Origin of the sequence: Singulisphaera acidiphila DSM 18658 (assembly GCF_000242455.2) — a bacterium.
Taxonomy (GTDB): Bacteria; Planctomycetota; Planctomycetia; order Isosphaerales; family Isosphaeraceae; genus Singulisphaera; species Singulisphaera acidiphila.
Genome location: NC_019892.1, coordinates 8742699 through 8767081, shown reverse-complemented (window position 1 = coordinate 8767081; position 24383 = coordinate 8742699). Strand labels below are relative to the sequence as shown.

The following is a 24383-nucleotide window of genomic DNA, read 5'->3' as shown; positions in this document are numbered from 1 at the left end:
CAAGAAACGCCGTGCTGTTGAAAGAATGCGTGAATGCTCACTTCGGTGCGGGCCCGTCTCCTTGGAGGTAGCTGAACAGGTCGCGGATCTGGCTCGGGCTGAGTTCTTTGTAGAGGGATTCGGGCATCAACGAGGCTGTCGACTCCTTCAAGGCCTCGACTTCGTCACGAGGGATCCGCGTTGGCTCTCCCTTGGCATCGCGGAGGGTGATCGCGTCGGGCGTTTGCTCGACGATCAGGCCCGTCAAGACACGGCCGTCGCGGGTCTGGGCGATGTATGACTGGTACTCCTTGCGGACGACCCCGCTGGGATCGACGAGGCTGACGAGGAGAAAATCCCGATCGCGGCGGTTCGCGAAGGTCAGGTCGGGGCCGATCGCGGTCCCTTGGTCGAACAGACGATGGCAGGAGGCGCAGCGCTCTTTGAACAACTGAGTGCCTCGCTTGGGATCGCCGACCGCCGCACGAAGGTCGTTATTCAGCCGGCGGACCTCGGCCAGCTTCTCGCCCGGGGTCGCCCCTTTGACCGACCCCCAATGCTTGCGGACCAGGTCGTCGAGACCCGGATCCTGGAGCAGGGCCACGCGGCCAATCTGCTCGATCGTAACCTCTTTGGCGGAGAGCTGGCCATGGTCGATTGCCGCCAAGTAGGCCCGCGCCCACGAGGGCCGGCCCAGCAAGAGTTCGCGAGTCCGTGACCGCCAATCGTCATTCTGCCGGGGATAGGCGTCGATTAGCGCTTTGGCAATCGACTCGTCCTCGAACCGGCCGAGGGCCTTCAACGCGGCGACTCGGACGGGTGGGGAATTGTCCTCGGTCGCCAGGCCCAGGAGCAGGCCGGTCGACGTCCGATCGCCGGTCTCGCCGAGTACGTCGATCAGGAGGACTCGTGTCGCGTCGGCCCCTTGGCGGTCGGCGACGATTGCCCGGACCCGGTCCACCGCCGTTCGGCTGCCCAGGCGAAAGGCGAGACGATTCAAGGGCACGTCGGCCGGGTTGGCGTCGGCCAGGGCAATGGCGGTGGCGATGAGGATGGGTGCGATCGCCTTGGCCGGCCGCCCGCGTGTCGATTCCTCCAGGTCGGCCGCGAGCGCTCGCCTCGCTTCTTCCGACGGTGCGGCGTTGAGCAGCTTGACACAGGCGACGTCGCAGGCCGCGTTCCCCTCGGAGGCGAGTCGCCGGATCAGCCTGCCTTCGATCTGGGTTCGGATCAGTGCGGAGCGCCAGGCTTCGGGAGTCGAGAACCGGGCTACCATCGAGTCGACGGCGGTAATGGCGTGGCGTTCAACGGCCCACCAGAGCAGGAGCGGCACATAAGGATCGTCCCGATCCTGGTCCAGGTCGCGGAGGAGGAGCCGCTCGGCGACGTCGAGCCCGGCCGATGCGGGCAGGCGCTGGGCTGTGCAGGCCAACTGCGCGCGAACCAGGACGCTCGGCTCATTGGCGGCGAGTGCGACCAATTTCGCGGTCAAGTTCGGGGCGACTTGCGGCTCATCGCCGAGCAGGCGAACCATCCAGGTGCGGATCTCCGCGTCAGGATGTTCGAGGAGTCGCTCGGCAAGCCCCGGTTCGATCGCCTGGCAGCCGTGGAGGATCCAGAGTGCCTCGAGGGCGACGGACCCACGGCCCGTGCCCGCTTCGTCACGGAGCGGGTCGAGTCCATCCTTCGTTTGCCGCTCGCTCAGCAGTCGACGCGCTCGGCGACGATACCAGATGTTGGGATCACTCCGGAGGGCGATCAGGTCCGCGTTCGTCCGCGCGGCGAGGTCGGGGACCTTGGCGGGCTTCGCCTCTGGGGGGGCGATCCGATAGATTCGGCCGTTGGATCGGTCCCAGTCGGCGTCGGGGTCGGGATGCGCAGTCCGCTTGTCGTGCCAATCGGCAACGTAGAGGGCGCCGTCGGGGCCGAGGGTCAGGTCGCTGGGCGCGAACCAGGTGTCGTTGGCCCGCAACACGTCTCCCCCCTGGCGGCCACGGAACGTCGATCCTTGCGGCCTGATCTCGCTCCAGTGAATCGAATGGTCGAGCAAGTCGTTGGAGATGTACCGGCCGCGCCACTCGGCCGGAAACGTGTTCGCCTCATAGAAGAGGCCCCCATTGGAAACGTGGCCCCCTTGGATCCCCTGGTGAGGGACGTGATCGAAGTAACCGTAGGTATAGGGATTGTGGAGCGGGCCATGCTTGCCGAAGAGCTTCCAGTAATACCCCCCTTGCACGCCGTGGAGCGTGATAAAGCCGCCGTAGTTCGTACTTGTGAACAGGTTGCCGTTGCGGTCGAAGTCGAGGCCCCACATATTGCCTCCGCCTTCGCAGAAGAGCTCGAAACGGCGCGAGGGGGGATGGTAGCGCCAGACCCCTTGCTGAAACTCGATCCCCCGGATCTTGGCCGTAACCGTGCTCCCCTGGCAGCCGTAGAGCCAGCCGTCAGGACCCCAGGTCAAGGAGTTCGCCACCGAGTGGGCGTCCTCCATCCCGAAGCCGGTGAGGAGGACTTCGGGATCGCCGTCGGGCTGGTCGTTGCGATCGCGGTCGGGATAGAAGAGGAGGTAAGGGGATTGAAGGACGAAGACTCCTCCATGACCGAACGCAAGGCCGCTGGCCAGGTTCAAACCAGAGACGAAGTCATGGGAGCGGTCGGCCTGGCCGTCGCCGTCCGAGTCTTCGAGGATTGTGATCCGATCGCTCCCTTTGGGGCCTTGCGGCGGCGGCTCGGGAATCTTGTCGTAAGCGGTCCGCGAGTAGCGATCGACGCTGACTCGCTTCAGGCCGGCCGGGTTGGGGTACTGCATGTACTGGATGACCCAGAGCCGACCCCGATCGTCGAACTCGATGGCCACCGGCTGCTGGACGAGCGGCTCGGCCGCGAAGAGCCGGACGGCAAGGCCGTCGGCGACTGTCATCTTGCCGGCCGCCTCGGCCGGGGGAAACCCTTGCGCATGTGCGCGGGGGGCGATCCAGACGGAACAACCAAGGAAGAAAACCGCATACAATCCGGCGTTTTTCATGGGGATCTCGCCGTGGTGTGTGGCGTCGAGGTGTTGCCTCTCGGGCCGGCTCGACGATCTCGGCTGGCGGTGGTCGATCGGGACTCGACTCGGGGAGAGCCGGTGTTGCCCCGTTCACGCAACTGAAGCTACTCGGTGTGCGGCTGGTTGTCACCTGGGCACTGTGGAGGGCCAAGAGACACAGAGGTGGGATCCTCGTCCAGATGGCCAGTCTCTTGTGGCAAGGCGGGCTTGCCACAATAATCGGTCCGATCCGACCGGGAAAACCCATGCCCCAAGCAGTGCGGCAGTGCCTGCGCTCCCTCCCCTTTCGAATCGGAGGAATTCGCTCATGACCCGATCTGAGCTGACACGTCGTGGTTTCCTGGGAGCGGCGACCGGGAGTCTGGCTTTCTCCTACCGCCAGGCGAAGGCCGATGCGGACGACCGTCCCGCCGTGGTCGATCCCCGCGCGACCGACGGCGATGACGTGCGCGAGCCGGCATGGGACGAGCGCTTGACCGTCACCGTCGGCCACGACGGCAAGGAGACGGACCTGGTCGGTCGGGACGACAAGGTGATCCAGGCCGCCCTCGGCTACGTTGCCCGACTCGGGGGCGGAACGGTGCGGCTCCTGCCGGGGACATACACCCTGCGTGCTCCGGTCGTCTTGCCGTCTCGCGTCAAGCTCGTCGGCTCGGGACTCGAGACGATCCTTACGAAGATCCCGTCGCGGACCGTACCTCTGGCGGACGACTCCGATTGGTACGACCGAGAGATCACGCTTGAGGACGCTCGGGGTTTCCAGGTCGGCGATGGCGTCGTGCTCCGCGCCAAGAACGCGCACAACGGAGGCGAGATCGTCCTCAAGCGAACGCTCGTTGCGCGTTCGGGCAACCGGTTCCGCCTCGACTCCGGCCTTCGCGAGAATTTGTGGCTCTCCGGGAAGCCAACCTGCTCGGCGCTGTTCCCCCTCTTGACCGCCGAGCGCACCAGCGATGTCGTGATCGAGGACCTGGCACTCGACGGCGACAAGGCGAACAACGAGAACTTCAACGGCAATTACGCCGGCTGCATTTTCCTCCAGGACTGCAACACGTTCACGTTTCGCGGTGTGACCGCACGCAACTACAACGGCGACGGGATCAGCTTCCAGATCAGCCACGACGTGGTCGTCGAGCGTTGCCACTCGCACGACAACGCCGACCTTGGCATTCACCCCGGCTCGGGCTCGCAACGTCCGCTCATCCGAGCGAACCGGCTCGAACGGAACGCGATCGGCCTGTTCTGGTGCTGGGGCGTGAAGTACGGCCTGGCCGAGAAGAATCGGATCTCGGGCAGCCGGGACTACGGCGTCTCGATCGGCCATAACGACACGGACAACCTGATCCGCGATAACGACATCCAAGGGAGTGGAAAGGTCGGCATCCTCTTCCGTGATGAGTCGCGAGGCAAGGATTTCTGGCCGAACCGCAACCGGGTCGAGGCCAACCGGGTGACCGATAACGGGCCCGAAGACGGGGTTGCCATCGATGTCCAAGGCAAGACCAAGGACCTCAAAATTGCGAGGAATCTCGTCCGCGAAACCCGGGGAGCCAAAGGTCGCACCGGCCTGCGGGTTGGGGCCGAGGCCGGCGCGATCGAGCTGACGGATAATCGCTTCGAAGGGTTCTCCAAAGAGATCGACGACCTTCGCTCTGATCGCTGAGGCTGTTGCAAATAAAGGGACATGAATGAATTTTGAAGTCATGGCGATTGTGGTCGCGTTGGTCCTCCTGATGGCGCTGGCTTATCGGGGGTTGCCGGTCATCATCTTCGCTCCGACCTGTGCGTTGCTGGCGGCCGGATTATCGAGTAAGGGGCTGTTGCCGAGCTATACCGAGACGTTCATGACGGCCGCGTCGGGTTACATCCGCTCGTTCTTCCCCCTTTTCTTGATGGGGGCGGTCTTTGGCAAACTGATGGAGACGAACGGGTCGGCTGCGGCCATCGCCGGCTCGATCGCCGGGTTGCTAGGGGCGAGGCGGGCGATCTTGGCGGTCGTGCTTGCCTGTGCGGTGCTGACCTACGGCGGGGTCTCTCTCTTCGTGGTGGCGTTTGCCGTTTATCCGTTTGCCTCGGCCTTGTTCCGGGAGGCGGATATTCCCAAACGGCTGATCCCAGGGGCCATTGCCTTGGGCGCGTTCACCCTCACGATGGATGCGCTGCCAGGTTCGCCCCAGATTCAGAACCTGATTCCCACCCGTTTTTTTGGAACGGATGCCTACGCTGCGCCCGTGGTCGGAATCGTCGGAGGCTTGATGGTGCTCTTGGGCGGCCTCTTCTGGCTCGACCGGCGCCGGGCTCAGGCGGCTGCTGCGGGCGAGGGGTATGGGACGGGGCATCGGAACGAACCCGAGCCCGGCTCGAGCGAGGGTCGACCTCCTCTGTTCGTGGCCTTGATCCCCCTGGGGTTGGTTCTGGGGGGGAATTTCGTGCTGAGCCGGACGGAGTGGTCGGTCTCGACCTGGTATCCGGATCCGCTGCTTCATCGCGACTTTCCCACGGTCAACGTCGCCGCCTCGGCACCGACCTGGGCCTTGATCGTGGCCTTGGCGCTTGGGATTACCGCTGCCCTGGCGATTAACCCCAGACGCTGGAAGGACCGGTTTTCGGGAGCCCTCACCGCTGCCACGTCGGGGGCCCTGCTCGCGATCTTCAACACGGCGTCGGAGGTTGGATTCGGCCATGTGGTCAAGACCTTGCCCGGCTTCTTCGTGATCCGGGACAGCGTCTTTCTGGTGAGCCGCCACGTCCTCGTGGCCGAGGCGACGGCCGTCAACGTGCTGGCCGGGATCACCGGATCGGCCTCGGGGGGGCTGTCGATCGCCCTGGAGGTGATGGGGGCACGCTACCTGGAACTGGCCCGAGCCCAGGGGATCAGCTCCGAGTTGCTCCACCGGATCGCGTCGATGGCTTCCGGCGGCATGGACACCCTGCCGCACAACGGCGCGGTCATCACGCTGCTGGCGATCACCGGCCTGACTCACCGCCAATCTTATCCCGATATCTTCGCGATCACTGTCCTCAAGACCGTGACCGTCTTTGCAATGGCATTCGGGGTCTCGGCATTTCACGGGACCTGATTTTCAACGGGTTGGCCATCGAGTTGAATCTCAAACAGCCCACTCCTCATGCTTGCCGGGAAGACGGTCGACGCCGGTGGAGGTGGGATGTATAATATAAATTCAACGCAAGCAGCTTGCCGACACCTCCCTGATGTTGCGCTCAAGGTAGCCTGTGGCCAGACCCCTCGGGCTTTCAGCAACGTAAAAAAAGGGAGGCCTGCCTCTTCCTCCACAACCTCGACGGACGCGTCAGCCCTATTCATTCGTAAGACAAGACGATGGGACAGGCCATGCGAACCATGCTGATGACGACCCCTGCCGGTCTGCTTGCGACGGGGTGGCTTGCCATCGCCGCCTCGGTTGCGCAAGGGGGGGAGGGGGATCTGCGGTTCAACCGCGACGTCCGGCCGGTCCTCGCCGAAACCTGCTTCCGCTGCCACGGGCCGGGGGTCAAAAAAGCAGGCCTGCGCCTCGATCAGCGCGAGGCGGCCCTCAAGCCGGCCGAGAGTGGTGAGGTCCCGATCGTCCCGGGCAAGACGGACGAGAGCGAGATCATTCGCCGGATCTTCTCCGAAGACGAGAGTGAGGTCATGCCTCCTCCGAGCGCGAAGAAGCCGTTGACGCTCGAGCAGAAGAATCTGCTGAAGCAGTGGGTGGAACGCGGAGCACCGTACGAGGCCCACTGGTCGTACACCGCCCCTGTCAAGGACCAGGTTCCCCGCCTGGACAAGTCGGCCGGTGCCGGCAACCCGATCGACGCGTTCATTGCCGACCGGCTCCAGCGCGATGGGCTGACGATGTCGCCCGAAGCGGATAAGGAGACCCTGATTCGCCGCGTCTCCTTTGCGCTGACAGGCTTGCCGCCGACGCCCCGCGAGGTGGACGCGTTTCTGGGTGATTTGTCGGTAAAGGCTTATGGGAATATGGTCGAACGCTATTTGTTCTCGCCGCGCTACGGCGAGGAGATGGCTCGCCACTGGCTCGACGTCGCCCGCTATGCCGATACCCACGGCCTGCACCTCGATAACGAGCGGCAGATGTGGCACTACCGCGACTGGGTGGTCAAGTCGTTCAACGACAACCAGCCGTTCGACCGATTCACGATCGAGCAACTTGCCGGGGATCAGCTCCCTGAGCCGACCCCCGACCAACTGGTCGCGACCGGCTTCAATCGGTGCGGGGTGACGACCAGCGAAGGAGGCTCGATTGACGCCGAGTGGTACTTCCGCAACGCCGTGGAACGAGCCAGCACGATGGCCGAGACATGGATGGGAATGACGGCCGGCTGCGCTGTCTGCCATGACCACAAGTTCGACCCGCTCTCGGCGAAGGAGTTTTACTCGCTCTACGCCTTCTTCTACTCGGCGGCCGGCCCTGCCATGGACGGGAACGCCCTGTTGCACGAGCCGACTCTGAAGATGCCTACCTCCAAGCAAAAGGGGACGCTCGCGGATCTCGACGTACGAATCGCCGAGGTTCGCAAGGAATTGGATCAGGCTCGCCAGGCGCTAGCGTATCGCGACCCCGCCGATGCCGCCAAGCCGGGCGAAGCGGACCAGGCTGCCGCGAAGCCTTCGGCGGCGGGCGTCGACCCCCGGGCGAACGATCCGAACCAGTCGTTTCGCGCCTGGTCGAAACCAGGGGGGATGACCGAGGCGAAGACCGCGTCCGCCGAGATCCAGGCGCTGCTCAAGAAGGCTCAGGCCGGCCCGTTGCCTGCGGCGGAAGAGTCGTCGCTTCGCGCCTACTACCTTGAGAATGTCTGCGAAGCGACCAAGGGGCCGTTCAAGCCGCTGCTCGAGAAGGTTGCCGCCCTGACAAAGGAGCGGGCCGAGCTGGATGCCCAGATTGTATCGACCTACATTTTTAAAGATTTGGATAAGCCGCGCGATGCGTTTGTCATGCTCCGCGGTCAGTACGATAGTCCAGGGAGTAAGGTTGAGCCCGGCACGCCCGCGGTCTTGCCCCCGCTTCAGCGAGGCGGTTCCGGCAACCGCGCGACCCGCCTCGATCTTGCGAACTGGCTGGTGGCGCCGGAGCACCCGCTGACCGCGCGGGTGACGGTGAATCGGCTCTGGCAGCAGGTCTTCGGCACGGGGTTGGTCAAAACCGCCTTCGACTTCGGCACGCAAGGGGAACCGCCGAGCCACCCCGAGCTGCTCGATTGGCTCGCCGTCTCGTTCCGGGAGAGCGGCTGGGACGTCAAGGCTCTGGTCCGGCTGATGGTCAGCTCGGCGACCTTTCGCCAGTCGTCCTTGATCACGCCCGACCTTCAGAAGCGCGACCCGGAGAACCGGCTCTACGCTCGCGGCCCTCGATTCCGACTCGACGCCGAGCAGATTCGCGACAATGCGCTCTTCGTGGCCGGCCTGGTCAACCTCGAGATGGGGGGCAAGGGGGTGAAGCCCTATCAGCCGCCCAATATCTGGGAGCCGGTTGCCTTCACCGGTTCGAACACACGGTCGTATCAGCCGGACTCGGGCGCTGCGGTCTATCGCCGGAGCCTTTATACGTTCATGAAGCGGACCGCGCCGCCGCCGTTTCTGACGAACTTCGATGCACCGAACCGCGAGGCGTTCTGCACCCGCCGTGAACGGAGCAACACGCCCCTCCAGGCTCTGCAACTGATGAACGACGTGCAGCACTTCGAGGCGGCCCGCGCTCTTGCCGAACAGATGATGAGCGACGGCGGAGCGACGCCCGCCGAACGCATCACCCACGGCTTCCGCGTGGTGCTGGCTCGCAGGCCGGAGGCGGACGAGCTCGCCATCCTGCAAGATCAACTCAGCAAGCACCTGGCCCGGTTCGTGCGCGATCCCGCAGCCGCAAAGCAGGCCGTTCGCGTTGGCAATACGCTGCCGAGAGCGACCCTGCCCGAGATCGAGCTGGCTGCCTACGCGCTGGTGGCCAACACGCTCTTGAACCTGGATGAGACGGTCACCAGGAACTGATCGGGCTTTCAGGTCGACGCCGTCCCGAGATCATCGCCCGTACGACTCATACTTCCCTCCGAGGTCCAGGCGCATGAACCCGCTCTTCGAATACCAGCAGCAACAGAACCGCCGTCAGTTCTTCGGCGACGTGGGGCTTCGTGCCGGTGGTATCGCCCTGGGAATGCTCCTCGGTGAGACGGCCGCCCGAGCCGCCACGCCGGACCGGATTCAGCCTGCGCGGGCCGACCTGCCTCACTTCCCGCCCAAGGCCAAGTCGCTCATTTATCTTCACATGAATGGGGGGCCGTCTCAGCTCGACCTCTGGGACTACAAGCCGCAGCTCCAAAAGCATTTTGAGAGCGACCTTCCCGACAGCGTCCGCAAGGGGCAGCGGATCACGACGATGACCAGCGGTCAGACGCGGTTCCCCGTCGCCCCCTCGAAGTTCGCTTTCCGACAAGCGGGCGAGTGCGGGACCTGGATCAGTGAGGTTTTGCCCCATACGGCGAAGATTGTCGATGAGATCGCCCTGATCAAGTCGGTTCATACGAACGCCATCAACCACGACCCCGCCTGTACGTTCGTCATGACCGGCAGCGAGATCCCCGGCAAGCCGAGCGTCGGCTCGTGGCTCTCGTACGGCCTGGGGAGCGAGAGCAACGATCTCCCTGCCTTTGTCGCATTCACGCCGACATTTCCGAAGTCGGGCAACGGCCAGGCGCTCTTCACGCGGATGTGGAGCAGTGGATTTCTGCCGACCACGTATAACGGCGTCGCGCTTCGCGGGACCGGGGACCCGGTTCTCTACCTTCAGAATCCGTCAGGTGTGACGGGCGACGACCGTCGCACCATGCTCGATGCGCTGGGCAAGCTCAACAACCGCCAGCTCGAACGGTTCGGTGACCCCGAAACTCGGACGAGAATCGCCCAGTACGAGATGGCCTTCCGAATGCAGTCGAGCGTGCCCGAACTCGTGGACATTTCCAGGGAGCCGGCGCACATCCTCGACCTCTACGGCCCGAACGTGCAGACGCCTGGCACCTTCGCCCATAGCGCCTTGATGGCGCGTCGACTCGTTGAGCGAGGCGTTCGCGCTGTGCAGATTCTCCACCGAGGCTGGGACCAGCACTCGGTGCTTCCCATGGCGCTCACGAACCAGTGTCTCGATACCGACCAGGCCACGGCCGCTCTTGTCCTCGACCTCAAGCAGCGTGGCTTGCTCGACGACACGCTCGTGGTCTGGGGCGGCGAGTTCGGCCGTACCGTCTACTCGCAAGGGACGCTCACGAAAGACGACTACGGTCGCGACCATCATCCGCGAAACTTCTGCATGTGGATGGCGGGAGGTGGGATCAAGAAAGGTATCGTCGTTGGTGAAACCGACGACTTCAGCTACAACGTGGTGGACGAGCCGGTACACATCAACGACCTCAACGCCACCATCCTCCATTGCCTGGGAATCGACCACGAGCGGTTCACGTACAAGTTCCAGGGTCTCGATCAGCGCCTGACCGGTGTCGAACCTGCGAAGGCCGTTGCAAAACTCCTTGCCTGAGCCGACTTTTCAACAGGCGAGCGGAGAGCGTCGGTTCCCTTTTGTCCATGGCGGGCCGTGCCCGCCATCTCCGCTTCCCGCTCGCCTCTGAAAAATGAATGCAACCCAGGGGCTCAGCTCAGTCCTTAAAGGCTTTCAATGCCGCGGACTCATGGTCGTGGATGTCGACATACTTGCTGAGGCCGATGATATCAGCCCCGATGCGGACGTCGGGGTCGAGTTCGCAGAGTTTGACTTCCTGTCCCGTCGCCTTGGCATCGTTCAGCAGCTTGGCGAGGACGGCGAACCCCGTGCTGCTGAGGAAGCGGACGTGACGGAAGTTGAGCAGGAGTTGCTTCGCCCATTCCTGGCCGGCCACGGTGGTCAGCTCGGCGCCAAGTTCGAGAGCCAGGTCGGGCCCGCGCAAATCCTTGGACACGATCTCGACGACTGCAACCTCTTTGACCATGCTCACTTCGAGATGTTTGAAGTCGGCGGTAGCCATCGCGGAAACCTTTCTCGCAAATTCGGGCGCAAGGGGCTGGTTTAGCGGGCAACCTTGAGGAACTGGACGGCGTCGATGATTACGTGGCCGGTCGTCCCCTCATTGAGGATTTCCACGGCCGCCTTGTCGTCGAGGTCGAACGTGCCGACCCGGACAAACGGTTCGTTCGCCTTCGGCGGGACCTTTTTCTCGTCGAGCTGAAGGCTGGCGATACCGTTCACATGGTGGATCCGGACGGGGATCGCCGAGGCCCGATTATCGTTCGCCGAGTAGGCGACCCGGATTTCATACCGGCCTGGTTCCAGCTTGGCCCGGAAGGTGGCCGACTTTTTCCCTTTGTCCGCGTTGCCGTCGTGTCGGTAGCCCGCGTTGACGTACGGGCCCACGACGGAGCTTGTACCCCAGTTGCCGGTCAACTCGGCCGCCTCGTCGTCGACGACGACGCCGGGGAGCGATCGCGTCGAGAGCACCTTTCTTACGGTGCGGGGCAGGTTGAGCACCTGGTGGTCGGCCAGCAGCCTGCGCTGGAGCGGAGAGTAATCCACATTCTGGACGTCGGTGCCGGCGTCGATCGCTGCGGCTGCTGCGGTGGCCGCTGACTGGCCGAGGATCAGGAAGACCGGTTCCATCCGGATCGAGCCATAGGCGATGTGCGACGACGCGAGGCAGACCGGCACGAGCAAGTTCGTGCACTCGCCGGCCTTCGGCACAATGGCCCGGTAGCTGATCGGGTACGGCCCCCCGGGGTTGACCTGGATGTCCCCTTCGTTGCGGGCATGGCCGTTCGCATCAACATAACGCTGAACGTGGTGCGAGTCCATGTTGTAAGAACCCATGCCGATCGGCTCGGGGGTGGGCTCAGTCCCTTGCAGGTGGCGTTCGGTCATCACGAAGTCGGTGACCATCCGCCTTGCTTCGCGGACGTAAATCTGGTGCGGCCAGTGGCCGTTATCATTGAACTCGTCTTTGGGAAGGCCCCAGTGGCTCATGGCCGTGCGGATGTCCTCGGGAACCCCTGGATCATTGGCGATGTAGTACATCAGTCCCTTCTGATACAGTTCATGTTCCTTAATGATCTCACGCCGGCGCTCGTACGACCCTTCCGGGTAATCGTAGTTCATGCCGATGTTGTCGGTTGAGAAGGCGCCGTGGTTGTTGGTGTCGGTCTTATGATTGGGGACGGGGTCGAACTTGCTGAAGACCCCTTTCCAACCGGTTCGGAGGTAGCGGCCAAGCAGTTCGTACTGCTTCGGGTCGTATCCACTTGGCTTCTCGAACGGGATTCGGTTCTCGTCGTCGTTCGTCAGGCACATCCTGAAGCAGTACGCCTGGATGCGGTTGTCCCCTTCGCCGTCCACGCCCGGGGATCCCGCGTGGATCCGGGGGAGCAGGCCGCTCGAGGGATCGCCGGGGACGACATAAGGATCGACCGATTTCTCGAACTGGTGGCTGACTGCGCGACGGGTCTGCACACCGTTCATCGTCTCACCATACTTCGCGTTCGCCTCGCGCCCGACGGTGAACGAGACGCCGGCCGAGGCCATCAGGTCCCCTTCGTAGGTGGCGTCGATGAAAACTTTGCCGCGATAGGTCTTGCCGCTCAGGGTACGGATCGCCACGATCTTCGTCCCTTTCTTCGTGACCCCCTGGGCACGGTCGAGCCATTCGTTGCGCTGCACCGGGATCTTGTGCTCGGCGACCAACTCCTCGAAGACCTTCTCGGCGATATGAGGTTCGAACGCCCAGATGGCGTCATCCTTGCGGTGGTAGAGGCGATACTCCTCGGCCTTCTGCTGTTTCCAGTTCTCTGGCTTGTCGTAGTGGGTCTTGACACGGCGATAAAACTCGAGTGCCATGCCGCCGACCGCATCCTTACGGCCGCTGTCGGTCCAACCGAGTCCGCCGCTCGTCAATCCGCCAAGATTGACTTCGGGGGCGATTACCACGACCGACTTGCCCATCCGCGCGGCTTGTACCGCCGCGCTGATCCCGGCGGATGTCCCCCCATAGACGACGACATCGTAGGTTTCACGACTCGGCTCGGTAGGTTGCAGCGCGACGGAGAGCGTGCAGAACAGCAGTGCATACATCGGCAACAGACCTCAACGGTTGGAATTCCAGGCTCCCGCGCTTGCAGACGACCGATCCATTCCACCTTGGGACAGGGTTGGCTGTCTCCGAGGAAAAAGGAACGGCGGATCGCCTTCATCTCATTGAGGTTACAATCGGAGCAGGAGCGGAGCAATCGTCAATGGCCTTGAATCGGCGATTCGCCCGACTTCGACCGAGGGTTGGAATGATTCCGGAGTCAGCACCTCTTGGTGCCAACTGATTCGGTTCGGGCTATGATTACGGTCGATGAGATCGGGTTCGATCTTGGGTTTCTCAACACGGCTTCATGCTTCCGCTTTTATCACGGCTAATGAGGAATTAGGAGCCTCTGAATGTTGCGGTCCAATGCAAGAGTGAGCGTGTCGACGGTCTCCTCGTTTTGCAAACTCTGGTGGGATGGCTTCAGCCTTGGTTTCACCTTGATGTGCGCCCTTGCGGGGGCCGCTATACCGTTTCGACTACTGTATCACCTGGAACAACAATGGGGAGGCGTTGCCCAAGTCCTTGTTGGTGTTAATGTTGCGTTGGTGATTTTAGGTGGCCCCCTGCTTTTTATCGCGATTTTCCGTGCCTTGAACTTTGAACGTCCGAGCAACGAATCGCCTGGAAACTGACGACTGGGCATCCAGGGACGAGTTTTGTCGGGTTGTATTTGATCTTTAGATTTCATGAAGATATTGTAAGATGTGTGCATGAAATATGGGGGCTTCTTGAAGGCGATCCACACAGACGCCTTTTGGTGTTCCCCGGGTTGAATGAAGCCCAAGGGAACCGGTTGATCTCGCGCGGTTTCTCCGCCACGATGGATCGCTCGCCCACCGTCTCCTCACGGTAGGCCGAACCGCCCCTGGATGTGAAGGAAAGTCGCCCCCATGCTCTGTACGTTGACTTGTCTCCTCTTGGCCCTGGCTCCTCCCGGAGAGGGTAAAACGGGGGCCAGCGATGGAGAGGACAGGCCGAACGTCCTCTTGATCGCGGTCGACGACCTCAACGATTGGGTCGGCTGCCTGGAGGGACACCCGCAAGCGAAGACGCCGAACATCGATCGGCTGGCCCGGCGCGGGACTCTGTTCACCAATGCTCATTGCCAGGCGCCGCTCTGCAACCCCTCACGATCGAGCTTTTTGACAGGGCTTCGACCATCGACCACGGGCATTTATTCACTCCAGCCGGGCTTCCGTGCTGTCGAGGCGCTCAAGGATCAGGTCACGTTGCCCCAGGCGTTGGCGGCCGAGGGATACTCGACCTTCTGCTCGGGGAAGATCTTTCACGACGGGTCGGTCCCCCCGCGCGATCAGGAGAAGGAATTTCAGGTCTGGTCGGTGGCCGGTGGGATGCCGTATCCACCTCAGAAGTTTGTCGCGACTCCCGACCCGATCAAGGCGATGGACTGGGGCGTCTTTCCTGCCAAGGATGAGGAGCAAGCCGACTGGAAGATCGCCGATGCTGCGATTGCGCGGTTGCAGGCACCACCGCCGGGCCAGCCTTTCCTTGTTGCGGTCGGGTTCCGCTTGCCGCACGTCCCTTGCTTCGCGTCCCAGCGCTGGTTCGACCTCTACCCGGACGAAACGTTGGTGATGCCCCCGGTGAAGGTCGACGACCGCGACGACGTGCCCGAATTCTCCTGGTATCTGCACTGGAAACTCCCCGAGCCTCGCCTTTCCTGGTTGCTCGAGGCCAAGCAGTGGCGTCCGCTCGTGCGCTCATACCTGGCGAGCATCAGCTTCATGGACAGCCAGGTCGGCCGCGTGCTCGATGCCCTCGAGGTGAGCGGCCAGGCCGATCGGACCGTCGTTGTGCTCTGGTCCGACCACGGCTGGCACCTCGGTGAGAAAGGGATCACCGGCAAGAACACCTTGTGGGAGCGGTCGACCCGTGTCCCTCTGATTTTCGCCGGCCCCGGCATTGCCGCCGGCGCCCGTTGTGGTCGGCCGGCCGAATTGCTTGATCTCTACCCGACGCTCGTCGCGCTTTGCCGGCTCCCCGAACGCCCGGGTCTGGAAGGACACAGCCTCGCGCCCCAGTTGAAGGATGCCTCTGCTCCTCGGGTATGGCCGGCGATCACGACCCACAACCAAGACAATCACGCCGTCCGTACCGAGCACTGGCGATTTATCCGCTACGCCGATGGTTCCGAGGAACTCTACGATCACCGATCCGACCCCAACGAGTGGACGAATCTCGCCGGCGACCCGAACCAGGCCGAGCGCAAACGCGAACTCGCCGGCTGGCTCCCCAAGCGGAACGAACCCCCCGCCCCCGGGAGCTTGGCGAGGTTACTCACCAAGGTGAACGGCGTCTGGACCTGGGAGCGAAAGCCGATCATCCCGACCGAGAAGAATCCGTAGCATCTTGAGCCGGACCCGGTTTGGCCTTAGAACAAGAGCAAAGGTCGGGTGGGTGGGGATGCCCCAAGGGCAATCAACGGTCGGCTTCACCTTGCCAGGTCGGCCTCAAGCTTGCCGGTTCTCGAGGGGGTGGCAGGCTGAAGCCCAACCCACAAGAAGACAACAAATTAGGGTGGATCCAGTCCGTGTGGCGGGAGCGAATTTCGATGAGCAGAGTGTCAGCCAGGAGAAGGCTCGGACGCACCCTCGTGTGTCTCGGGGCCTTCTTGATCGTCTGCGGATCTCCGATGGCGTCGTCTGCGGAGCCCAACAAGCAACCCAATATTCTGTTCATCTTCTCGGACGATCATGCCTACCAGTCCATCAGTGCCTACAACGATCCACGCAAGTTGATTGAAACGCCAAACATCGACCGGATCGCCAAAGAAGGGATGCGGTTCGATCGTTGCGTCGTGCCCAACTCGATTTGCGGGCCGAGCCGGGCGACAGTGCTCACCGGGAAATACAGCCACGCCAATGGGTTCTACAACAACTCGGGCAGTCGGTTCGACGGGTCGCAGACGACCGTCGCCAAGCTCTTGAAGGGGGCGGGCTACCAGACGGCCGTTGTCGGCAAGTGGCACCTTGTGACGGAACCGACCGGGTTCGACTACTGGCACATCCTGCCGGGGCAGGGGGTCTACTACAACCCGCCGATGATCGACAACGGGACGCAGGTGAAGCATGAGGGGTACGCCACCGACATTATCACCGACCTTACGATCGACTGGCTCAAGAAGCGGGACAAATCGAAGCCATTTCTGATGATGAGCCAGAACAAGGCCCCCCACCGTGAGTGGGCCCCCGCGCTCCGTCATCTCGGACATGACAACGATCGGGCCTATCCCGAGCCTTCGACCCTGTTCGACGACTACTCCGGCCGTGGCAAGGCCGAGCACGACCAGGACATGACGATCGCCAAGACGATGACGGCGAGGGACCTCAAGCTCGAGGCCCCGCCGCAACTGACTCCCGATCAGCGCAAGGTCTGGGACGCCTATTACGAGCCGAGGAACCAGGCCTTTGCGAAGGCCGATCTCAAGGGGGACGACCTCGTCCGCTGGAAATACAACCGCTACATGCACGACTACCTCGCATGCATCAAGGCCGTCGATGAGAACGTGGGGCGACTGCTGAAGTACCTCGAGGAGGAGGGCCTGGCCGACAACACGATCGTCGTCTATGCGGCCGATCAGGGGTTCTATCTCGGCGAGCACGGCTGGTTCGACAAACGCTGGATCTTCGAGGAATCGTTGCGGACTCCGCTCGTCGTGCGCTGGCCCGGAGTGACCAAGCCCGGGAGCGTGAACACCGACCTCGTCTCGAACCTCGACTTCGCCGAGACCTTCCTCGAAGCGGCAGGTCAGCCGGTTCCGGCCGAGATGCAAGGGAAGAGCCTGGTCCCCCTGTTCAAGGGGCGGACGCCCGAAGATTGGCGGAAAAGTTTTTATTATCACTACTACGAGTACCCCGGCCCCCACAGCGTGCGTCGGCACTACGGAGTCGTGACCGATCGCTACAAGCTCGTCCACTTCTATGGACCCGACATCGACGAATGGGAGCTCTTCGACCTCAAGGAAGATCCACAAGAAATGCGGAGCGTCCACGGCCAGGCCGACTATGCCAAGGTCCAGGAGGAACTCGAGCAGGAACTGGCCCGCCTGCGCAAGGAGCTCAAGGTCACCGATCAGGACCCGCCCGAATCGATCATCCGCCCGGCGGCTCCGGAAGCCGCGAAAAAGAAGGCCGCGGCCAAGAAGAAGGCTGCGTTTGAGAAGGGCGTGCCTCGCTGACGCGCGGGGCACAATCGTATTGGAGTGATCCGAAGTGGATTTTATGGTGGGACGGGCTCATCCTACGAGGAATGTGATGATGAAACGCTGCTGCTCAGGAAGCCGGCTTGTCGCGACCTGGATCCTCTTCCTCAGTGTCTCGGCGGTGGTCGCCGCCCAGGAGGCGAAGCTCGATCCCGCCCGGGCCAAGAGCGAGCCTGGCTCGGCGACTCTGTGGTACGACATCCGCGACCTGGGGGTCGAGGGGCAGGGCTGGGAGGAGACCAAGAGCCCCTTCGACAGACTCCCCGCGAAGGCGGAAGGGGTCGTGCGGGACGCCGTCTGGAACTTGTCCCGAGACTCGACCGGACTCTGCGTCCGCTTTGTCACCGATTCGCCGACGATCGAGGCGCGTTGGACGCTGAACAAGGCTTCGCTGGCCATGCCTCACATGCCCGCCACGGGGGTCAGCGGACTCGACCTCTATGCCAGAGCCGACGATGGCCAGTGGCGGTGGTTGGCGGTCGGCCAACCCAAAGTTGCGCCCACAAACTCCGTGACGTTGGTGGCCGGACTTCCCAACGGCCCTCGCGAGTTTTTGCTCTACTTGCCGCTCTACAACGGCGTCACGTCGGTGGAACTGGGCATTCCCAAGGACCGCCAAGTCGCCCGGACGGAACCTCGCCCCGAGGCGCTCCGGAAGCCGATCCTCTTCTACGGCACGTCGATCACCCAAGGGGGCTGTGCTTCACGCCCAGGGATGGTCCACACGGCGATCCTCGGTCGGCAACTCAACCGCCCGATCATCAACCTCGGCTTCTCGGGCAATGGCAAGATGGAACCCGAACTCGCCAGCCTCCTGGCCGAACTCGATCCGGCCGTCTATGTGCTCGATTGTCTGCCCAACATGAGCTCCAAGGAGGTCGAAGAACGCCTCGAGCCGTTCGTGCAAACGCTCCGCAAGGCGCATCCCGACACGCCGATCGTTCTGGCCGAGGACCGGAACTATACCAGCGGGTTCATCCTGACATCCCCCCGCGAGCATAATGAACGCAACCACGCCGCGCTTCGGACTGCCCACGAGCACCTGCTCGCGGCAGGAATCAAGGGCTTGCACTACCTTCCGGCCGATCTGCAAATCGGCACTGACGGCGAGGGGACCGTTGACGGCTCGCACCCAACCGATCTCGGCTTCATGCGGATGGCAGAAATTTTCGGCTCAATCCTCCGTCCGATTCTCGGAAAGTAAGTCGAAAACCAAGGTTGCATGTGGGGAAGATTTTGATTCTCGAATCTTCGCTCGCGATCAAGTGGCCGCATGTCATCACGCTTTTCTCGTAATCGAAAAGCCGATCCCCTGTGATCGATCTGAACCTGAATACTTGCGGAGAGTTGGGGTGTCACTGCCCCCGAGTTCGTGGCACGTGACGCTCGACCTCCCATCATGGTGATTGGCCACAGTTGGCGAGTTTCCGCCGGCTTGGGATAGGCACCTAATCGAATGTGAAAAACGTTGGCTTGTTTTTTGTGGCTTCTCCCACTAGACATAGTCTTCGCGGATTCGATAGAATCTACGGATACTTAACGATCCACAATTGTCGAGAAGAATCGGGACGCTCACGATCGGGAGACTCATCGTCTCTTGCGTGCTCGTTCGCGCCTCGTGTGCGAAATCAAATTGAATGATGCCGTGGCTACTGAGCGAGTCATACCGGTGTCATTGTTTGTTTTTATTACGATTGATTCCTTTTTTATTGAGGAGCATCGAATGCGCCGGCGTGGATTCACATTGATCGAATTGTTGGTCGTCATCGCGATCATCGCCGTATTGATTGCGTTACTCTTGCCGGCCGTGCAGGCGGCGCGTGAGGCGGCCCGCCGCGCCCAATGCGTCAACAACCTCAAGCAGATCGGTTTGGCCACCCACAACTACATCTCGGTGAACAATGTCTTCCCGCTCGGTGATCTGTACCCCTCCGGTTCGAACCAGACGGGGGTGAACGGCATCAAAGCCAACGGCAACAGCACGTACAGCTACGGCTGGACGCTCAGCATTGCGCCTCAGATGGAACAGCAGGCCGTCTTCAATGCCTACAACTTCTGCTTCTCTTTCTCAGATGCCACCGGGTCGACGGCCACCAACTCCACGGTCACCTATAACCAACTCGCCAGCCTGCTCTGTCCGTCTGAGAACTCTTCGGGACGGCCGCAGGCTCCCTATGCGACGCTCAGCTACGTGGGCAACATTGGCGGGCCGGGGGCGATCCGAATCTTCTCCGGGACGATCGTCAGTCCCACCTTCAAGACCGGTGCATTCGCGAGTGGAGTTTCCCCAAACAACACGATCGGGGTCGAGTCGGTCACCGACGGCTTGAGCAATACTGCGATGTTCAGCGAGCGACTGACGGGCGTTCCCGACAACGCTGCCGTCTTCAGGAGCGATACGAACAACGCGAGACGGGCCATGTTCCAATCCGGTGCGAATGCGACCATCAATTCCAACGACGTCACCGGTGCCATGGCTGTTCTGAATGGCTGTAAGGCCTTGCCGCCGACCGCCAAGGCGGTCACCTCGTACCGCAACGGGCAGATCTGGATCATCGCGCACCCCTGGGCCACCGTCTTCAATCGCTACAACCATCTCGGTACCCCGAACACAATCTCGTGCGACTCGAGCAGCACTGTCGGCACCGTCAATGGGGCGGGCCAAGGCGGGGCACTCGCGACTGTCCCGCCGACGAGCAACCACTCCGGTGGGGTCAATATGGCCTTGGCGGACGGCTCGGTCCGATTCATCAAGGATTCCGTCGCTCTCAACTCCTGGTGGGCCCTTGGCACCCGCGACGGCGGCGAAGTCATCAGCGCCGATGCCTATTGAGCGACCGAGGCCGGGTCTTCAAGACTCGGCCGCCTCGGTTCTGTTCTGGCTGGCGGCACATCTGACCATTTTACGCATTCCCTTTAACCCGAGAGCCATTCTCAATGCGACACGCCGGAATCCGTTGGTCCCTTGTGCTTGCAGCCTGCGCCTTCATTGGCTGCGGGCCGGCGGGCGGCATCCAGCCGGGAATCCCGTCGGATACCACCCCTGCGGCACCGAAGAATCCTACGCCTGATATGGAACCCAACCCGAAACCAGCCAAGATATGAACCGGGACGGGTTGGATCGGGAAACCGGGGCAATTTTTGAATTTCAGACGGGCCGGGTGAGCTTCGCGCTACCGATGACTTGGTGTGTGATCCACCCGTGTGAAAAACGTTGACGTGCGGATGTTCACGTCCGCTCTGAGGCGCCTCGCCCTCCCCCCTTTCGCTTCTGCTTTTAAAGAGAAGGGAAGGGGGGGACTGGCTTTGTACCGTTGACTACTTCGATTCGGGTTTCGCGGCTTTCGGAGTATCGGCGGCTGCGATGCGTTTTTCCCAGCCGACGGGCTGTGTCCAGGCTTGCTGGACCTGATCGGCGAAGGAGGGATTTTCGGGTGGTTTCGTCGAACTAACGATGGCCCGCACGTAGAGTTCCTTGCCGGTCAACTCGTAGCGGACGCTGGTTCCCTCGACGGTCGCCAGGACGCGGCCCACGTCGGCCGAATAGCGCTGGGTGACTTGGAGGATCTTGCCCGTCTCGTCGGTGACCGGCTTGCGGGTGGGGTCGTACCCTTCCAAGGTGCCGACGAATTGCGTGGTGTACTGGGCATCACCATCGGGTTCGATGTCCAGCTCCAGGCTTCGGCTCTCGGCTGAATAGCGGACGTCCCGCAAGGTGACGCCGCTGGAGGCGTAGAAGTCGCGCGACTCGATGGCGAGGATGATCGACTCCGGGGTCAGGTGTCGCGCACGCACCATGATCCAACCGCGGCCCGGTGAGGCCTCATCCTGGCCGAAGTAGTTGTGGGAGTCGTCGGTGCCCAGGCCGGAAAGCGGGGCCTCGTTCATCTCGCCGATCCGCAAGGTGTTTACGATGTCCCACATCCGATCGATCCCTACGTGCGTCTTATCGCCCAGGTGATGGACATCCGGGTGGCCGTTGTAGACCTCGAAGTACCGCTCCTTCGTCACCATCGCCAACTCTTCGCCGGTGATTCCGTATTGGAAATTGGGGTGGTTGACATGGCCCAGGATGGGCCGGCCCAGTCGTTCACCCTGGGCCTGGATGGCTTCGAGGTTGTTCTTCATCACCTCGACGACGCTCTTGCCCCCCTGGGGCGCGATCAGTTCCAGCACGTTGCTGGCATTCATGTGGATCGGCTTCTTCTCGAAATGGTCGGTCAGCTCTTCCCCTTGGATCATCAGGAAGCGACCGGCCTGTTCGAAGCGAGCCCGGAACTCGCTGAGGGGCTTGAGCCGGACTTGTTGGTCGCCGTCGACCGTGCGGGTCTCAACCCACGGATCGCCGAACCGCTCGCGGTAGCGCGCGAATCCTTCGTTTTTGGCTCTGGCGTCGGCCTTGGCCACGCTTACCCACTTCGGGCCCTGGCTGAGGATATTGTGGTCGGAGAGGGCGAGAAAGTTGTAGCCGTGCCGGACATACCAGTCGGTGATCATCTCGGGATAGTCGTTGCCATCACTCCAAAGCGTATGCGTGTGGAGGTTTCCCTTGTACCAGGTGAGCGGCGGATCGGTGACAACCAGGTCGTTCGGGATTGGCCTGGTGGGACCGTCGCCAGCGGAAGCGAGGGTCGCGAACCCGAGAACGATCATTGTGTTGTAAAAAAATCGAATCATAAAAAAATCCCAATGCAAAGGCCGGTCTATCAATTCCGGCCTGTTTCAATCATTCATGTTCGAAATCATCGGAAGGGGGACACGGACGCAGGTTGTCCGGGCCCCCCACCGAATCACATTTTAAGGATGGGATAGGAGAATTTCGGTCAACCGTCGCTCACGGCCGGCGGCGGAAGCCTGCGCCTTTCGCGGCCGAACGCGGTGGTGTGGGACGGGTTGAGCCGTGTTCCCTGGGCAGCACGATCAGGGCTTGATTTGGACGTGGAACCCGGCGTCGTTCAGGGCCTTGACGACTTCAGCGGCATCGAAGTCGCCGGTAACCTCGAAGTCGGCCTCCTTCGCCTTCACGGTGTCGCCGCTCACGCCGTTGACGGTCTTGACCGCCGCCTTGATCGCTTTGCCACAGGCTCCGCAGCAGTTGTGCAGGTTCGTCAGCGAAAGGCTCTTGACCTTTCCGGCCGGCACATTGGTCTCTTGCTTGATCGAGAGCGTGCCGCTCGCGATCGAGCCGTGGTATCCGGCTGCCGCCAGGGCGTCGATGGCCGTTTGCGCAGCCTCATCGTTGGAGGCGGTCAGGGTCACCGTCTTGTTCTTGCGATCGCTGACCTGGGTGACCCCGTCGAGACCCTTCAAGGCCGTGACTACCCCCTTCTCACAGGCGGCACAGCAGAGGTGGACACCTTTGATCTCCACCTTTGTCTCTGCGCGAGCCACGTTTCCCACGCTCGAGAGGCTTAGCAGACTCGTTGCCACCATGCCCAGAAACAGTCGCATGCGATTTCTCCGGATCGGACAGCGGACTCATTCATCAAAGGGACGCGATCGGCGATCGCGCGTCTCGGAAGTCCCTTGAACAACAGACGAACACGAGCGGGCGTCGTTTGGGAATCACCCTGTGTCACGATTGAGATTACCCGATGGTCCTTGCTCGCGACAGAAAGTATCCCAACCGAACCGGTTGATCTCAGAGGAATTCTCGGATCGGTTCCCCGTCGGGGAGGACCGGAATGGGACGGCCGGAAAAGTCGTGGAACTCGTGGCGGTGGTTGACGCCCAGGTGGCGATAGATCGTCGCCAGCAGGTCCTGGGGAGTCAGGGGCCGCTCGGTGGGAAACTCGCCCTTGTGATTGGTTGCACCGATGACCTGGCCCATCCGCAGGCCGCCCCCTGAAACAAGCGCTGACTGGGCATCAGGCCAGTGGTCTCTGCCGGTCAGACCGCTCGCCTGGGTCAAGCGGGGCGTGCGGCCGAACTCGCCGGCAGCCACGATCAGGATTTTCCGGTCCAGGCCGCGCTGATAGACGTCTTCGATCAGCGCAGACAGCCCTTGATCCATGAACGGAGCGCGATATCGCATGGCGTCATTGAGGTCCCACTTCGTTTGCACATTGATGTGATCGTCCCAACTGAAGTAGCGATCGCTCGGGGTTGGGGCGAGGGCATCGATTGTGATGACGCTGGCGCCGGCCTCGGCGAGCCGGCGCGCCAGCAGGCAACTTTGGCCCCAGAGGTGCCGGCCGTACCGGTCCCGCAGTTTTGGATCTTCCTTGCCCACATCGAATGCCGAGGCGATTTGCGGGTTGGTGAGCATCTGGAGCGCCGCGTCCCGAAACGGGTCGCCGCTGGTGGCTGCTCCTGGGCGTTCGAGGTTGCGTTGGAACCCATCAAACTGAGTGAGCAGGCCGCGCCGGTCATCCAATCGCTGGCCGTTGACTCCACCGACCAGGGTGAGATTCGGGGCCCGGAAGTTGGCGGCCGAGGGGTCGCCGGTCGCGAACGCCGCATGGCTGACACCCAGGTATGTCGGTTGCGTCATGAACGGCTGGCGTGGGATCCCGATGTACCGTGGCAAGCCGTCCGCCGGGGCTCCGCGCAGTCGGCTTGCGACCATGCCGAAGTCGGGATGGTCCGACCGTGAGGTTGAGGTGGGATCGGGCCTGGCGGGAGTCTTGCCCGTGAGGACCTCGATCGAGGCGTCATTGTGCGCGGACATCGTGTGATGCAGCGACCGGATCAGCGAGATCTTATCCCCCAGTTTCGCCTGAAGCGGGAAGAGCTCGCAGAGGTCAAGGCCGGGAACTGCGGTCGGAATCGGGCGGTAGGGGCCGCGATACTCCACGGGGGCCTCAGGCTTCAGGTCGTACGTCTCCAACTGGCTCGGTCCCCCCCACATCCAGAAGAGGATGACCGAGGTGTCCGGGGCGGAACCCCCTGCGCCCGCTTGCGCAGCGAGGAGTTCGGCAACGCTCATGCCTCCAAGGGCCAGCATTCCGAGCCGCAGAAACTCGCGTCGACGGACGGGACCCACGCAATTCTGGGAGAACATCG

General features: G+C 62.4%; 15 protein-coding genes. 9 read left to right on the top strand and 6 right to left on the bottom strand.

Annotated features, from left to right (window positions below; genetic code table 11):
- Positions 1 to 37: 37 nt before the first annotated feature.
- Positions 38 to 3004 (bottom strand): PVC-type heme-binding CxxCH protein, encoded by a 2967-nt coding sequence (locus tag SINAC_RS34075; protein WP_015250082.1) that lies wholly within the window; start codon positions 3002 to 3004, stop codon positions 38 to 40.
- A gap of 331 nt (positions 3005 to 3335) precedes the next feature.
- Here SINAC_RS34075 and SINAC_RS34070 point away from each other — a divergent pair, with 331 nt between their 5' ends.
- From SINAC_RS34070 to SINAC_RS34055, 4 genes are all read left to right on the top strand, one after another.
- Positions 3336 to 4691 (top strand): NosD domain-containing protein, encoded by a 1356-nt coding sequence (locus SINAC_RS34070; protein ID WP_015250081.1) that lies wholly within the window; start codon positions 3336 to 3338, stop codon positions 4689 to 4691.
- Positions 4692 to 4716: 25 nt separating this feature from the next.
- Positions 4717 to 6108 carry a GntP family permease gene (locus SINAC_RS34065; RefSeq protein ID WP_015250080.1) on the top strand — a complete coding sequence of 464 codons (1392 nt, stop codon included), beginning with the start codon at positions 4717 to 4719 and terminating at the stop codon, positions 6106 to 6108.
- A 272-nt stretch (positions 6109 to 6380) separates the two neighbouring features.
- On the top strand, positions 6381 to 9041 hold the full coding sequence (locus tag SINAC_RS34060; protein WP_015250079.1) for a PSD1 and planctomycete cytochrome C domain-containing protein: 2661 nt from the start codon (positions 6381 to 6383) through the stop codon (positions 9039 to 9041).
- Positions 9042 to 9114: 73 nt separating this feature from the next.
- Positions 9115 to 10578 carry a DUF1501 domain-containing protein gene (locus SINAC_RS34055; protein WP_015250078.1) on the top strand — a complete coding sequence of 488 codons (1464 nt, stop codon included), beginning with the start codon at positions 9115 to 9117 and terminating at the stop codon, positions 10576 to 10578.
- Between the two features lie 118 nt (positions 10579 to 10696).
- Here SINAC_RS34055 and SINAC_RS34050 read toward each other — a convergent pair whose 3' ends face one another.
- Positions 10697 to 11062: an STAS domain-containing protein gene (locus tag SINAC_RS34050; RefSeq protein WP_015250077.1), complete on the bottom strand. Its 366-nt coding sequence runs from the start codon at positions 11060 to 11062 to the stop codon at positions 10697 to 10699.
- Positions 11063 to 11103: 41 nt separating this feature from the next.
- A complete protein-coding gene (locus SINAC_RS34045) occupies positions 11104 to 13152 on the bottom strand; it encodes an FAD-dependent oxidoreductase (protein ID WP_015250076.1) in 2049 nt (682 codons plus the stop codon).
- Positions 13153 to 13506: 354 nt separating this feature from the next.
- Between SINAC_RS34045 and SINAC_RS34040 the strand changes: the two genes are divergently transcribed.
- From SINAC_RS34040 to SINAC_RS34020, 5 genes are all read left to right on the top strand, one after another.
- The gene (locus SINAC_RS34040) at positions 13507 to 13788 is read left to right on the top strand and encodes a hypothetical protein (protein ID WP_015250075.1); all 282 of its coding nucleotides are present in this window, start codon (positions 13507 to 13509) and stop codon (positions 13786 to 13788) included.
- Positions 13789 to 14046: 258 nt separating this feature from the next.
- Complete coding sequence (locus SINAC_RS34035) at positions 14047 to 15522, top strand: sulfatase (RefSeq protein ID WP_015250074.1); 1476 nt, start codon at positions 14047 to 14049, stop codon at positions 15520 to 15522.
- A gap of 287 nt (positions 15523 to 15809) precedes the next feature.
- Positions 15810 to 17354 (top strand): sulfatase family protein, encoded by a 1545-nt coding sequence (locus SINAC_RS34030; protein ID WP_202802861.1) that lies wholly within the window; start codon positions 15810 to 15812, stop codon positions 17352 to 17354.
- Positions 17355 to 17430: 76 nt separating this feature from the next.
- The gene (locus SINAC_RS34025; RefSeq protein WP_015250072.1) at positions 17431 to 18582 is read left to right on the top strand and encodes an SGNH/GDSL hydrolase family protein; all 1152 of its coding nucleotides are present in this window, start codon (positions 17431 to 17433) and stop codon (positions 18580 to 18582) included.
- A 519-nt stretch (positions 18583 to 19101) separates the two neighbouring features.
- On the top strand, positions 19102 to 20211 hold the full coding sequence (locus tag SINAC_RS34020; RefSeq protein ID WP_015250071.1) for a DUF1559 domain-containing protein: 1110 nt from the start codon (positions 19102 to 19104) through the stop codon (positions 20209 to 20211).
- Positions 20212 to 20696: 485 nt separating this feature from the next.
- Here SINAC_RS34020 and SINAC_RS34015 read toward each other — a convergent pair whose 3' ends face one another.
- The 3 genes from SINAC_RS34015 to SINAC_RS34005 all read right to left on the bottom strand — a co-directional run bounded on the left by SINAC_RS34015 (position 20697) and on the right by SINAC_RS34005 (position 24381).
- Positions 20697 to 22055, bottom strand: coding sequence for a CehA/McbA family metallohydrolase domain-containing protein (locus SINAC_RS34015; protein ID WP_015250069.1), 1359 nt, complete (start codon positions 22053 to 22055; stop codon positions 20697 to 20699).
- Positions 22056 to 22298: 243 nt separating this feature from the next.
- Complete coding sequence (locus tag SINAC_RS34010) at positions 22299 to 22829, bottom strand: heavy-metal-associated domain-containing protein (protein WP_015250068.1); 531 nt, start codon at positions 22827 to 22829, stop codon at positions 22299 to 22301.
- Between the two features lie 190 nt (positions 22830 to 23019).
- Positions 23020 to 24381 (bottom strand): DUF1501 domain-containing protein, encoded by a 1362-nt coding sequence (locus SINAC_RS34005; protein WP_020466520.1) that lies wholly within the window; start codon positions 24379 to 24381, stop codon positions 23020 to 23022.
- Positions 24382 to 24383: the final 2 nt, after the last annotated feature.